Origin of the sequence: Carnobacterium mobile DSM 4848 (assembly GCF_000744825.1) — a bacterium.
Classification (GTDB): Bacteria; Bacillota; Bacilli; order Lactobacillales; family Carnobacteriaceae; genus Carnobacterium_A; species Carnobacterium_A mobile.
Window position 1 is genome coordinate 2,132,355 of sequence record NZ_JQMR01000001.1, and the last position, 13,142, is coordinate 2,145,496.

13 protein-coding genes are annotated in these 13,142 nt (G+C 36.8%); 7 read left to right on the forward strand and 6 right to left on the reverse strand.

Going from position 1 to position 13,142, the window contains the following annotated elements; translation table 11 throughout:
- The first annotated feature begins 14 nt into the window (after positions 1-14).
- Positions 15-881: an aminoglycoside 6-adenylyltransferase gene (locus tag BR87_RS10185; protein WP_035031721.1), complete on the forward strand. Its 867-nt coding sequence runs from the start codon at positions 15-17 to the stop codon at positions 879-881.
- Positions 882-938: 57 nt separating this feature from the next.
- Here the strand turns inward: BR87_RS10185 and BR87_RS10190 are convergent, their stop codons facing one another.
- Entirely contained in the window at positions 939-1,799 is an 861-nt protein-coding gene (locus BR87_RS10190) for a glycosyltransferase family 8 protein (RefSeq protein WP_051929823.1), read from the reverse strand.
- Positions 1,800-1,902: 103 nt separating this feature from the next.
- The gene (locus BR87_RS10195; protein ID WP_035031723.1) at positions 1,903-2,619 is read right to left on the reverse strand and encodes a GntR family transcriptional regulator; all 717 of its coding nucleotides are present in this window, start codon (positions 2,617-2,619) and stop codon (positions 1,903-1,905) included.
- A gap of 179 nt (positions 2,620-2,798) precedes the next feature.
- Here BR87_RS10195 and BR87_RS10200 point away from each other — a divergent pair, with 179 nt between their 5' ends.
- Complete coding sequence (locus BR87_RS10200; RefSeq protein WP_035031725.1) at positions 2,799-4,211, forward strand: glycoside hydrolase family 1 protein; 1,413 nt, start codon at positions 2,799-2,801, stop codon at positions 4,209-4,211.
- A gap of 13 nt (positions 4,212-4,224) precedes the next feature.
- Positions 4,225-5,559, forward strand: a complete 1,335-nt coding sequence (locus BR87_RS10205; protein WP_035031728.1) for a PTS sugar transporter subunit IIC — start codon at positions 4,225-4,227, stop codon at positions 5,557-5,559.
- A gap of 83 nt (positions 5,560-5,642) precedes the next feature.
- Here the strand turns inward: BR87_RS10205 and BR87_RS10210 are convergent, their stop codons facing one another.
- Entirely contained in the window at positions 5,643-6,380 is a 738-nt protein-coding gene (locus BR87_RS10210; protein WP_035031731.1) for a MurR/RpiR family transcriptional regulator, read from the reverse strand.
- 255 nt (positions 6,381-6,635) lie between these two features.
- Here BR87_RS10210 and BR87_RS10215 point away from each other — a divergent pair, with 255 nt between their 5' ends.
- Together BR87_RS10215 and BR87_RS10220 are read left to right on the forward strand one after the other, a co-directional pair.
- The gene (locus tag BR87_RS10215) at positions 6,636-7,994 is read left to right on the forward strand and encodes a 6-phospho-beta-glucosidase (protein ID WP_035031733.1); all 1,359 of its coding nucleotides are present in this window, start codon (positions 6,636-6,638) and stop codon (positions 7,992-7,994) included.
- 138 nt (positions 7,995-8,132) lie between these two features.
- Positions 8,133-8,525 carry a carbohydrate kinase family protein gene (locus tag BR87_RS10220; RefSeq protein ID WP_169741142.1) on the forward strand — a complete coding sequence of 131 codons (393 nt, stop codon included), beginning with the start codon at positions 8,133-8,135 and terminating at the stop codon, positions 8,523-8,525.
- 59 nt (positions 8,526-8,584) lie between these two features.
- Here the strand turns inward: BR87_RS10220 and BR87_RS10225 are convergent, their stop codons facing one another.
- Complete coding sequence (locus BR87_RS10225; protein WP_035031735.1) at positions 8,585-9,043, reverse strand: YaiI/YqxD family protein; 459 nt, start codon at positions 9,041-9,043, stop codon at positions 8,585-8,587.
- A gap of 112 nt (positions 9,044-9,155) precedes the next feature.
- Here BR87_RS10225 and BR87_RS10230 point away from each other — a divergent pair, with 112 nt between their 5' ends.
- Complete coding sequence (locus tag BR87_RS10230; RefSeq protein WP_035031738.1) at positions 9,156-9,563, forward strand: secondary thiamine-phosphate synthase enzyme YjbQ; 408 nt, start codon at positions 9,156-9,158, stop codon at positions 9,561-9,563.
- Positions 9,564-9,663: 100 nt separating this feature from the next.
- On the opposite strand, the gene BR87_RS10235 is transcribed toward BR87_RS10230, so the two are convergent.
- Positions 9,664-10,266: a 50S ribosomal protein L25 gene (locus BR87_RS10235; protein WP_035031740.1), complete on the reverse strand. Its 603-nt coding sequence runs from the start codon at positions 10,264-10,266 to the stop codon at positions 9,664-9,666.
- Positions 10,267-10,402: 136 nt separating this feature from the next.
- Positions 10,403-11,614, reverse strand: coding sequence for an acetyl-CoA C-acetyltransferase (locus BR87_RS10240; RefSeq protein WP_035031742.1), 1,212 nt, complete (start codon positions 11,612-11,614; stop codon positions 10,403-10,405).
- A gap of 323 nt (positions 11,615-11,937) precedes the next feature.
- Between BR87_RS10240 and BR87_RS10245 the strand changes: the two genes are divergently transcribed.
- Complete coding sequence (locus BR87_RS10245; protein WP_035031744.1) at positions 11,938-13,116, forward strand: hydroxymethylglutaryl-CoA synthase; 1,179 nt, start codon at positions 11,938-11,940, stop codon at positions 13,114-13,116.
- The last annotated feature ends 26 nt before the right edge of the window (positions 13,117-13,142 follow it).

The following is a 13,142-nucleotide window of genomic DNA, read 5'->3' on the forward strand; positions in this document are numbered from 1 at the left end:
AAGGAGAGAATGATTTGCGGACTGAGAAAGAAATGCTTCATTTAATTTTGAGAACAGCCGAAGAAGACGAGCGTATCCGTGCAGTGATGATGAACGGTTCGCGGGTCAATCTGCATGTGCCCAAAGATCAGTACCAAGATTATGATGTTGTTTATTTTGTGTCAGAAGTCGAATCATTCACTTGTGATCATGCGTGGGTCGATGGTTTTGGAAAACGCATTATGATGCAAATGCCGGATGCAATGACACTTTTTCCGCCTGATCTGGAGAGACAAGGGCTATTTTCCTATTTAATGTTGTTTGAAGATGGCAATCGAATTGACTTAACACTTGCACCGATAGAAACAGCCAATGAGCTAGCCAAACAAGACCGATTGAGCATAATTTTGTTAGATAAAGAGGGTCTTATTGATCCGCTGCCGCCTGCTGAAGACACAGATTATCTGGTCAAGAAGCCTTCAGGAGAAGAGCTGAACGATTGCGCTAATGAATTTTGGTGGTGCATGACAAATGTCGCAAAAGGATTATGCCGTAAAGAACTGCCGTATGCTAAATCGATGATGGAAGGACCAGTCAGAGAGATGCTGCTGCTAGCAATGAGCTGGCGAGTGGGGGTAGAGACCCATTTCACGGTCAGTATTGGTAAATTTGGCAAGTATTTGCAGCGTTATACAAGTGAAGAACTTTGGGAGAAATGGCTAAAAACATATGCAGATGGACAAATAGACCACATGTGGGAAGCCTTATTCACTAGTTGTGCACATTTTAAAGAAGTGAGTCAAAATATAGCCGAACAATTGGGCAATCCGTTAGAAGACGAAGAAAAAGTATTAGTTTATTTAAAAGAACTGGGTCGTCAAAGTAAAAAAGCTGAACAGTAGTGTACTGTCAGCTTTTTTATGTGTATAAATTAAGTAGTTTTTACAGTTAAAAAGTAATTAGTCGTTAGGTTCTTCCACTGCTGGTTGATAAGTTGGCAAATAAGGATGAGCCTTCTTAAATTTATGATAATAGAAACCTAAATCATAGCGATATTTTTCATTTTCCACCCAAGGTTTGTGTTTGCCGCAGTAATGGATGAAGACAACGTTTTTTTCTACCCATTCCTGATTATAAACAGTAGGGAAGAATAATTTTAATTTTGAATAAAAACGCGGATCTAAATTATAAATCCGCCAATCGGCTTCGCCAATGCGGTCCCAGTACAAATGATTGAAGATATCTTGGTCTGGCAAAACTAAACGGTTTTTGTTTACCTCTATAGCCTTAAAAATATCCTCTGAAGTTACCTGTTTGCGGATTTTTGGCAGGTTCATCAGTAAGATACCGGTGTTGAAATAATCTTCTGATTTAAGAGTTCCTAAGCGAAGGTTATTAAGCGGCTGAATCCACTTTGTCGCATATTCGTGAGTTGTTGCAATAAATAGTTTATCTTTGAAATCCTGATTATAAAATTTAGCAAATGAATTCAAATTGATGATATCAGGATCGAGGTAAAGAATCCGCTCCATTTTGTCCGGCAAGACAAAAGGAGCTAATAAACGATAATACATTTCAATGGAATAGTACCGATTGACTACCGTATCTTCTTCAAACAGATTCGTACAATCAATAATATGCAGAGAATGACCTTCTTTATGAATGAATGCTTCTAATTGAAGAAGTTGAAAGTCCGGTATATCTTTATGCATTAAATAGATCTCAAAGGATTCCTCGTGACTAGTTGAGTGAAAAATCGAATGAAGCAAGGTATAAAATGGCGGAAGATAATTTTCATTTAAAGTAAATAATAAGTTCATGTGATAAGCTCCTATATCATTTAACGTTCTTCTATTAGTAAGTATGTCTTAAATGGACAAAAAAGCATGAGACTTAAGCTGTATTTTTTGCTAGCATACAAAATCAATTTTGAACAAATACCGTTTCAAATACAAAATTTTGATAGTCATGTCTGGTCAAAGAATATTCAAAAATACGGCCATCTTCCAGATGGGCGATTTTTTCGACTTCCATGATAAAAGTATCTTTGTCGACATCCAATAGTTTGCAATCCTCAACTGTAACCTTATCCCCACGTACCCAAACATGAGCACGTTGCATTTTAAAACCTAATTCCTCACGAATATAATTGTAGATTGAGCTTTCTAAATGTTTTGGTTCTAAACCTGTGATGACTGAAAGCGGCATATAGGTATGTTCAACTGAATAAGGAGCGTGGTTCACGTATCTTACGCGGATAATTTTATAGACATACCCATTATCTTTTATTTCGAGTTTTTCGGCAATTTCATTTGACGGTTTTTCGATCGAAAATTGATAAGTTTTAGAGGTGATGTGTTCTTTACCAACTGTACTTATCAAGCCTGATGTTGGACCGAGCGCAATAGCTCCTCCATTAGTGGATTTTCCTTTGATAAATGAACCAGAACCGCGTCTGCGAATAACCATGCCTTCCTTTACAAGCAAATCAATGGCTTTTTTGACAGTCAATTTACTACAGTCGTACTCAATAGCCAGGTCATCGCCAGTAGGAATTTTTTCATTGATTTTGTAAAAGTCAGTGTTTATTTTTTGTTTAAGATCTGTATAGATCGTCATATATTTAGGAAGTGTGCTCATTAATTTCTCTCCTCATACTATAAAGTGGGTTATAAATATCTGTAAAAGTATAACACAGACTTTACCTTTAATCTACAAAGAATACAACAAAAATAAAAAGTGTATATCTTTACATAAAAGTGTTTACTTTTATGTAAATGTGCGTTATTATGCTACTATAAAGAAAGGGGAATTACGTGATGGAAGAGATGATAACGTTCCCAAAAGATTTTTGGTGGGGTTCAGCCTGGTCGGCAGAACAAGCTGAAGGTCGAGGGAATACAGGAAAAGCAGAAACAGTTTGGGAACATTGGTTTAAAGAAGAACCCAATCGTTTTTATAACAGAATAGATTCAAGCGTTACGACAGATCATATAAATCACTACAAAGAAGATATTCAATTAATGAAAGAAACTGGACACAATTCATTTAGATTATCCATTTCTTGGGCAAGAATGTTTCCTGATGGAGGCACTGGTAAAGTTAATCCTAAAGCCGTTGAGTTTTATCGAAATTTATTAACAGAAATGAATAAAAACGGCATCAAACCGTTTGTTAACTTGTATCATTTTGATATGCCATTTGCTTTGCAAGAAAAAGGCGGCTGGGAATCTAGAGAGGTGGTCGATGCTTATGTAAATTACGCTACAACTTGTTTTAAAGAACTTGGGGATTTAGTTTATCATTGGTTTACCTTTAATGAACCGCTTGGTCCAATTTTAGGCAGTTATTTAGAAGGATTCCATTATCCAGCATTAGTAGATTTTAAACGGGGTGCACAAGCTGCTTTTTACACGATCTTAGCGCATGCATTAGCGATTCAATCCTTTAAAGAATTGCAATTGAACTCGAAAATCGGCGTTATTTTAAACCTAAGTCCTACTTATCCAAGAAGTCAACAGCCTGCAGATATAAAAGCGGCAGAAATTGTAGACGCTTTATATACACGTAGTTTCTTAGATCCAATGGTTAAAGGAACTTTCCCGGAAAAACTAGTGGAGATATTGAAAGAATACGATCAAATGCCTATTTATGAAGCAGCTGATCTAACAGTGATCGAACAGAACACTGCTCAAATTTTAGGACTGAATTACTATGAACCTCGCCGGGTAAAAGCAAGGTTAACTGCAATCAATCCTGAAGGACCATTTTTACCAGAATGGTTTTATGAAAATTATGATATGCCGGGCAAACGAATGAATATCTATCGTGGCTGGGAAATTTACGAAAAAGGAATTTACGATTTATGTATCGATATCCGCGATAATTATGGCAACATCGAAGCTTTTATTTCAGAAAACGGAATGGGAGTAGCCGACGAAGAAAGATTTATGAACGATAAAGGCCAAGTTATCGACGATTACCGAATCGATTACATTAAAGACCATTTAGCTTACGTGCATAAAGCTATTTCTGAGGGATGCAACATTAAAGGGTATCATTTATGGACTTTTATAGATTGCTGGTCATGGATCAATGCATATAAAAATAGATACGGCTTGGTTTCCTTAAATCTAGAAAACCAAAAGCGGACGATTAAAAAAAGCGGAGAATTTTATAAAGAAATGAGTCGCAACAACGGTTTTGTGTACGATACACATAGACTAGTTTAGAGGAGGAGACAATATGTCAGATTCATCAGAAAAGATGTCCATTACTGATCGTTTTGCTTACGTAGCACAAAAAATGGGAAATCAAATCCATTTGCGCACGTTAAGAGATGCATTTGCATCTATCATGCCATTCATTATTTTAGCCGGTTTTATGACATTAATTAATTACGTTATTTTGGAGCCAACAGGATTCATGGGTAAAATCATTGCTCCAGAGACGTTAACTACTTGGCAGTCGATTGGAACGTCTATATCAAACGGTACACTAAATGTGATGGCCTTATTGATTGCAGTTGCCATCGCTTACCACCTTTCTGTAAATCGGGGATACAATAACGTTATCGCTCCAATTTTAGTGTCATTCTCTACCATGATTGTGGTAACCCCTTTAAGTACAACATTTATACCAGAAGGCTTTAAAGAAGAAGTATTGGTACCAGGAGTTATACCAGTTAGTTATACTAGTGCCTCAGGTATGTTTGTCGGAATAGTCGTCGGTTTGCTGGCAACTGATTTATTTATCAAGCTATCATCAAATGAAAAATTAAAAATAAATATTAGTGGGAATATTCCTCCAGCTGTTATTAAATCATTTAATGTACTTATTCCAATTATGATTAATGTATTGATTTTTGCTGTTGCTTCTTTTGCATTAAATCAATTGTTTGATATGGATTTTAACACACTAATCACGACTGTCATCACTAAACCTTTAAGTTATGTCACAACTAGTCTTCCAGGTTTTCTATTATTGACAAGTATAGCTAACTTGTTCTTCGGTTTTGGTATTCACCAAGCTGTTATTTCAGGAGCTTTGTTGGACCCATTCTTATTGCAAAACATGCAGGACAATATGTTAGCCTATGCCAATCATGAAGAGATTCCTCATATTATCAATATGGCTTTCAAAGATACTTTTGCCGTTATGGGCGGATCAGGAAATACAGTTGCCTTATTGATTGCCATTTTTGTATTCAGTAAACGTAAAGATTATAAAGATGTATCTAAATTATCTTTGGCACCGGCATTATTTAATATTAGTGAACCCATTATTTTTGGATTACCGATTTGTTTTAACCCAATGTTGATTATTCCATTTGTCCTGGCACCTATATTTTCGTTGACTGTTGCTTATTTCGCAACATCCATTGGAATGATCAATCACGTTGTGGTTCAGATACCCTGGACAACGCCACCTATTATTTCAGGATTCTTGGCTACAGGGGGAGACTGGCGGGCAGCTGCGCTTCAAATAGTCATTATTGCGGTTTCCGTATTTATTTACTTACCGTTCTTAAAAATTGATGAACGTGTGAATAAGATGCAATTAGCAGAACAAAATAATTAAAAATGAATTTAGAGCTGATTTAGAAGGGAATAATCCTTTTCTAAATCAGCTCTAGTTTTTTTCTAAATAATGAAAAAGTTAGTTTAATTAGTAGCTCTTACTTCTTTTGCAAGTGTTTCGATTGTGTAAAGAGCTGGAAGTTGTGATGTAATGTCTGCATCTTTGATAGACTCTGGAGTAATATAATAAGGAATATTGACATCAGAAAGACGAGCAATGGTTGATTTTGAACTGTTCGTGATTGAAATAATGGTACTGCTGCTGAAGCTTAAGTGATTCAAATAATTAACGATATTTTTTGTTTCTCCTGAAACAGACAATGCAATGATACAGACTTGATCAGATAATTTTTTTGATAAATAGTCAATTGGATGATTAGAAGGGTCTTCAATTCTTAATGCCATATTGAAAATAGATGAAAAATATAAAGCCCCATATTCTGCAATGATATTGGACGAGCCTTCGCCAAGAAATAAAATTAACTCTTTATCTTGCAACAAAGAAACAGCTTCGCGAATTTTTTCTTTATAGAAAGGTTGCGTAGTCCGATTTAAGAAATCAATATAAGCTGTTTCATCGATAGACTGTATTTTTTGCTGTTTTTGTTCTTTTGAATACATTTGCAGTTTGATTCTAAATTCAGAAAAACCAGAACAGCCAAATTTTTTACAGAAACGTAAAATACTGGTAGTGCTCGTATGTGTTTCAGCAGCTAAATCACGGATTCGCATATAAGCGACTTGGTCTAAGTGATTGGAAATGTATTTGTAAATAGCCGTATCAAAATCAGTTAAATCAGGGGTTGTATCAAGAAACAACATTTTTCTTTTTCGCCTCCTTAGCAATAAACTTATAGTAGCATATTCATTATAGTGAAACAATGTAGGCAACAACGAATTATTTTTGAACTTAAAAATAAGCAGATTACAGTTGTGACAAATGATGCCACAGTTGTGACAAGTTTCTATTTAAATAACATTTACCTATATCTTGATGAAAAGAGTCAAATCAAGAAAAGAGCGCTATACTAAATTTATAAAGAAAAAAGATAGCGATTACAGTTGGAGGGAAACGATATGAAAAAAGGTTTAAAAATTGTAACGATTGGCGGAGGCTCAAGTTATACGCCGGAATTAGTGGAAGGTTTTATTAACCGTCATGCTGAATTGCCGTTAAAAGAATTGTGGTTAGTCGATGTAGAGCTCGGAAAAGAAAAGCAAGCGATTGTTGGAGAAATGGCTAAGAGAATGATCAAAGCGGCAAATATCGACTGTGAAGTTCATTTGACATTAGACCGTAGAGAAGCGCTGAAAGACGCTGACTTTGTTACAACACAATTAAGAGTAGGACAATTGGACGCTAGAATATTAGACGAACGCATTCCCTTAAGCCATGGCATGATTGGCCAAGAAACAAATGGAGCCGGCGGAATATTTAAAGCATTGAGAACTATTCCAGTTATATTAGATATTGTAGAAGACATGAAAGAACTTTGTCCAGATGCATGGCTGATTGATTTTACGAACCCGGCTGGTATGGTAACAGAAGCGGTTATGCGGTACGGGAATTGGGACAAGGTCGTGGGGTTATGCAATATTCCAGTGAATGCGATCGTCGAAGAAGCTGCTTTATTAGAACGAGATCCTGAAGAATTATTTTTCCAATTTGCCGGAATCAATCACTTGCACTGGCATACGGTTGTAGACAATAAAGGCAAATCCTTAACAGATGAACTGTTAAAAATCATGTATGGCGATGCTTCAAACTCTAAAAGTATTGTAGCAAATATCCAGGAAAACGATTTGATTTTTGAACAAGTGCAAAACTTGCATATGGTGCCTTGTCCATATCATAGATACTATTACTTAACAGATGAAGCATTGAAAGAAGAAATAGAAGACTTCAAAAATTCAGGGACTCGTGCTGAAAAAGTTAAAGGTATCGAAAAAGAATTGTTCGAATTGTACAAAGACGAAAATCTAGATTACAAACCGCAGCAATTAGCCGAACGAGGCGGAGCAAGATACAGTGATGCGGCTTGCAACATCATTAATTCAATTTACAATGACAAACGGATGATCATGACTGTCAGCACGAAAAATAATGGAACCATCACTGATTTGCCAGCAGATTGTGTGGTTGAAGTGACCAGTATGATCACTGGTAATGGTCCAGTTCCATTCCAATTTGGCAGTTTTGCACCAGCTGAAAGAGGGTTATTGCAATTAATGAAATCGATGGAGTTATTAGCTGTTGAAGCTGCTGTGACGGGAGACTATGGTACATTGCTGCAAGCCTTTACGATGAATCCTTTGATCACCAGCGGATTTGTTGCTAAACAAGTAATGGATGAACTATTAGTTGCCCATAAGACTTATTTACCGCAATTTGCTGAAAAAATCAAAGAAATTGAAAAAGCAACTACAGCAAGCTAATTTCTTGTTCTAGAGAAAACTGAAATACTCTTAAGGTCCTAACCGATCTTAAGAGTATTTTTAATAAAAGCACTAATTCTTAGACAAAATCGTGATAGCGTAGTTGGCGGAATTCGTGATTTAGTTGAATTAATGGATATGCCTTTGCCAACAGAAATAGAAGAACCGGTAGAAATCCTTGAGGCTGTGAGTCGACAATTTGTAGAAAAATACCAAATTACTTTATTTGCTGGAACGCTCCGTGAAAAAGAGGGGAAAAACCGAAGTGTAAAAGGTTTTTTGCGTCATGCAAATCAGTTCGTTCTCAGTTCTGTGTATGATTTAGACATCTATGACCGAATCGGGACAGGGGATGCTTATGCAGCAGGGATCATAACTGGTTTTATCGAAAAATGGTCTGACCACCAAACTGTTGAATTTGCAATAGGTAATGCTGTTTTAGCGCATACTACTTTTGGCGATAGTCCAATTATCAGAAAAGATAGGGTAGAAGCTTTTATTGCAGGTCAAACAAATGACGTCATCCGTTAGTGAAAAACATTAAAAAAGTTGCTGTATTCCAAAGTTTATACGTGGAATACGGCAACTTTTTAGTTTGTCTGATTAGTAGCCTCTAAAAGGGTTTCTTTGAATAACTTTTGGAAAGTTAGGCGGTTTTCTTCAGTGAACGGTTTAGGTCCTTTAGTGCGTTTTCCGCTTTTTCGAACTTGAGCACTTAAATAACGTGATTGCAACAATTGGTCGATGTTGTCGTTGGTATACTTAAAACCAGTATGGTGCAAGACAATACAACCTTTAGCTAGTGCTAATGAAGCTAAGCCGTAATCTTGAGTGACGATTAAATCGCCTTTTTTTGCCAAACGCATGATTCGGTAATCAGCAGCTTCGGCTCCAATGTCGACATAAATTGTTTCTACTCCAGCCGGTTGTTCAACGGTCGAAAAGTGAGAAATACTGGTAACTAAAATAACGGGAATATGTTGAGCTGTTCCTTCTGAGATAACGATATCTTTTACAGGACAAGCATCGGCATCGATATAAATTTTCATTCTTCACCTGCTTTCAAAAGATAAAACGCTATATATAATAAGTCTTTTAGTTGTCGATTCAGCTTGCTGCTATGATATTCTAAAGTAAGAATAGAAAGAGGAGCTGATTAGAATGACAGATAATTTATTTGTTTTTCAAATTTCAACCCGTGAAAAACAATCTTTTACTACGATCGATTCTTATTTGCAGGAAGCTTTAACCAAAAGTGGTGTGGAAAAAGGCATGATGTTGATTTTTTGCCCACATACAACCGCAGCTATTACGATCAATGAAAACGCTGATCCCGATGTAAAAAAAGACCTGAAGTTAGGGTTTGATGAAACTTTCCCTAACAAACCAGCCTATGTGCATATGGAAGGCAATTCAGATGGTCATATGAAATCCTCTGTTGTAGGAGCGAGCGAAATGCTTATCATTGAAAAAGGCCGACTTATTCTTGGAACATGGCAAAGTGTGTATTTTTTTGATTTTGATGGTCCGCGAACAAGAAATTTCTATGTAAAAATTTTAGAAGGGTAACCTTTTAAAAGATACTGAAAACTATACCGCAAAAATAAGCTGCTGCCAACAGAAGAATCTCCTGTTGGCAGCAGCCTGTTTTCAGTCTCAAAGAAAAAGATTATTCAGTTTTTTCACCGATCAAATCTGGTTCAGTAGCTTCAGCAGTGTCAACATCTTCTAGAGTAGCAGGTGGTGCCACAATGACTACCGTTTCATCTTGTTCGTCAAAGACAGTAATATCCTTGCTTACATTTAAGTCAGCCACTGTTAAGGAATCGCCAATTGCTAAGGTACTCACATCGACTTCGAACTCTGTTGGAATATTATTCGGAGTCGTTTCAATTTCTAGTTCATTTAATGTTTGAGAAACCATTCCTAATTTAACACTTTCAGCACCTGTTAAAACGATTGGAACAGTAACGGTTAATTTTTGGCCTTTTTCAATGGCTTGAAGCTCTACATCTAATATTTGGAATTTTAAAGCGGCACTTTGGAAGTCTTTAACAATTACTTGTCGAGGTGCTTCATCACCCACAACAATATCAAAAATTCCGTTTTTACCTAGTTGTTTCAATACTTCAATAAAATCTTTTTCATTTAATAAAACAGGAGTAGCGTCTCCTCCTTTATTGTAGACAACAGCTGGAAGTTTATGAGCCTTTCTATAACGATTAGCTGATGCTGTTCCAACCTCTGTTCTTAATTCTGCATTTACTTTCATAAATTTTTCCCCTTTCGTATTAGCTTAGTAAAGCTGCTTAGTAGAATCTATTTTCTAAAAAAAAGAAAAAAATAAGAAAAGATCCAAGCTAAGAATCGTATCCATTTATCATTATACCAAATAGGAGAAAGATTAGCTAACAAAACGGTTTCAATTCATTATTTGTCTCACTTTTTTCAATGACCATAGCCATACCAATTCCGCCGCCGACACATAAAGAAGCGAGACCGAAAGTCGTTTCTCTTTTCTGCATTTCATGAACTAAGCTAACTAAAATACGGGCCCCAGAAGCACCGATTGGGTGACCTAATGCAATTGCTCCGCCGTTAACATTAACTTTGTCTTTATTCATATTCAAATCCCGCATGACAGCAACACTTTGGGCAGCAAAGGCTTCATTTAATTCAATCAAATCCATATCTTCTAAGTTTAAATGAGTTTTTTCTAAAACTTCTTCAATTGCATAATAAGGTGCATATCCCATAATTGAAGGATTGATCCCAGCTTCTGCGTAACCTTTAAGAGTAGCTAGATAAGAGATGTTCAGTTCTTCAGCGTGCGATTTTTTCATCAAGATAAGAGCTGCTGCCCCGTCATTTATTCCAGAAGAATTTCCTGCAGTGACCGTTCCGTTTTCTTTAAAAGCAGCAGGAAGTTTGGCTAAGCTGTCTAGATTCGTTTGTTTGCGAATAAATTCATCTTCACTAAACAAAGCTGTTTGGCCTTTTGGTCCTTTAACAGGTACTGGCACGATTTCTGCCGAAAAAGCTCCGTTGTCTTGGGCTTGAGCAGCCTTCATTTGTGAATGTGCAGCAAAAGCATCTTGTTCAGTTCTTGAGATGCCATATTGTTCAGCTACATTTTCAGCGGTCATTCCCATTGGCAGGTGATCAAAAGCATCGGCCAGTCCATCGTGCATCGCGCTGTCGATCAGTTGATCATTTCCTGCTTTCTTTCCCCAACGGTGATTATTTAAAAGATAAGGAGCTTGTGTCATGTTTTCAGTACCGCCTACCACAACGATCTCAGCATCCCCTAGTCGAATAGCTTGGCTTCCAAGAATAACGGCTTTTAAGCCAGAACCGCACACTTCATTCACCGTCATGGATGGAGCTGAGTAAGGAACGCCGGCATGGACAGCAATTTGTCGAGCCGGATTTTGTCCCAAGCCAGCTTGCAAAACATTTCCAAAAATAAGCTGGTCTATTTTATCTGCGGATAGACCCGATTTTTTGATAACTTCTTTTACAACGATTGCACCTAATTCAATTGCAGTAGTGTTTTTCAAGCTGCCCCCAAATTTTCCAATGGGAGTTCGTGCTGCACTTACGATAACAACTTCCTCCATAGTCCTCTACCCCTTACTATTCATGTCTTATTTATCTGCATAGCTTTTATTACATCACTATAGCTTCTTTTCCTATTGTACGGTATTTCAAACAGTTTAACACTTTAAGATTTGGTAAACATTTTTAGTGGCTTTAAGGTAATTAAAGAAAATTAGCTGCTGTTTATTAAGCTTATCTTTAGATTTTCTTCTGCTTATTGTTTTTTTAACAGTTGTATACTATTCTTTAACTAATGATGACACAACCAGTTAGGAGAACGCCGTTTATGTTGGTCTAGTTTACTGGTTTTAAAATGGGTAAGTAACCAATGGAGGAGATTTTTTTGAAAATCGGGATTGATAAAATTGGCTTTTACGTTCCAGATTTATATCTGGATATGCGAAAATTAGCTGCAGCTAGAGAGATAGAACCGGATAAATTCACAATTGGCATTGGTCAAGAAAAAATGGCAGTTGCTCCGATCACACAAGATGCCGTTACATTGGCAGCAAATGCTGCGGCTAGTATTTTAGATGAAAGAGATAAAGAAAAAATCGATTTAGTCCTATTCGGTACAGAAACAGGCATAGATCATTCAAAAGCTGCAGCAGTCTATGTCCATCATTTATTGGGATTAAATCCAGCAGCACGTTCTTTTGAAATCAAACAAGCTTGTTACGGAGCAACAGCGGGAATTCAAATGGCAAAAGGACATATCGCACTAAATCCGGAAAGCAAGGTATTGGTGTTAGGGTCGGATATTGCACGTTATGGATTAGATTCTTCTGGTGAATCGACCCAAGGAGCCGGAGCAGTAGCGTTACTGATCAGTGCTGAGCCTAGAATTTTAGCACTTGAAGACAAAAGTGCTTACTTAACTGCTGATATTATGGACTTTTGGCGTCCACTTTATTCAAGTACGGCTTATGTAGATGGAAAGTTTTCAAATGAGCAATATAGTTTGTTTTTTGCAACTGTCTGGCAACAATTCAAAGAAAAAAGTGGTTTAACGTTTAAGGATTTCGAAGCACTGTGTTTCCACCTACCTTATACAAAAATGGGTTTGAAGGCGTTAAAACCAGTTCTGGAAGAAGGCACCAGCGAAGATAAAGAGCGATTATTAAACCATTATCAAAAGAGTATCGGCTACAATAAAGTAGTTGGAAATATTTATACCGGCTCCCTATACCTCAGCTTGCTTTCTTTATTAGAACAAAAAGAAAAACTAGCTGCTGGATCAAGAATCGGGTTATTCAGTTATGGTTCCGGTGCAGTAGGAGAATTCTTTACTGGGATTTTACAGCCGGATTATCAGAAACACTTAAATACCAACCAACATACAGAAATGCTGGCAGCAAGAAGAGAAGTTAGTGTGGCAGAATATGAAGTAATTTTTCAACAAACTTTGCCTGTTGATGGTTCAAACCTACTATCTGAAACGGAAAAAGATTCTGCAGCTATTTGTTTAGCAGGTATTGTAAACAACCAACGCCAATACATCAATAAAACAGCAGAAAAATAAAACAAAAAAACCCCGTCAAATGGAAC

Excerpts from the sequence above, each read along its gene's own strand:
- BR87_RS10190 (WP_051929823.1), bottom strand. The coding sequence starts at position 1,799 with ATGAACTTATTATTTACTTTAAATGAAAATTATCTTCCGCCATTTTAT.
- BR87_RS10195 (WP_035031723.1), bottom strand. The coding sequence starts at position 2,619 with ATGAGCACACTTCCTAAATATATGACGATCTATACAGATCTTAAACAA.
- BR87_RS10200 (WP_035031725.1), top strand. The coding sequence starts at position 2,799 with ATGGAAGAGATGATAACGTTCCCAAAAGATTTTTGGTGGGGTTCAGCC.
- BR87_RS10205 (WP_035031728.1), top strand. The coding sequence starts at position 4,225 with ATGTCAGATTCATCAGAAAAGATGTCCATTACTGATCGTTTTGCTTAC.
- BR87_RS10210 (WP_035031731.1), bottom strand. The coding sequence starts at position 6,380 with ATGTTGTTTCTTGATACAACCCCTGATTTAACTGATTTTGATACGGCT.
- BR87_RS10215 (WP_035031733.1), top strand. The coding sequence starts at position 6,636 with ATGAAAAAAGGTTTAAAAATTGTAACGATTGGCGGAGGCTCAAGTTAT.
- BR87_RS10220 (WP_169741142.1), top strand. The coding sequence starts at position 8,133 with ATGCCTTTGCCAACAGAAATAGAAGAACCGGTAGAAATCCTTGAGGCT.
- BR87_RS10225 (WP_035031735.1), bottom strand. The coding sequence starts at position 9,043 with ATGAAAATTTATATCGATGCCGATGCTTGTCCTGTAAAAGATATCGTT.
- BR87_RS10230 (WP_035031738.1), top strand. The coding sequence starts at position 9,156 with ATGACAGATAATTTATTTGTTTTTCAAATTTCAACCCGTGAAAAACAA.
- BR87_RS10235 (WP_035031740.1), bottom strand. The coding sequence starts at position 10,266 with ATGAAAGTAAATGCAGAATTAAGAACAGAGGTTGGAACAGCATCAGCT.
- BR87_RS10240 (WP_035031742.1), bottom strand. The coding sequence starts at position 11,614 with ATGGAGGAAGTTGTTATCGTAAGTGCAGCACGAACTCCCATTGGAAAA.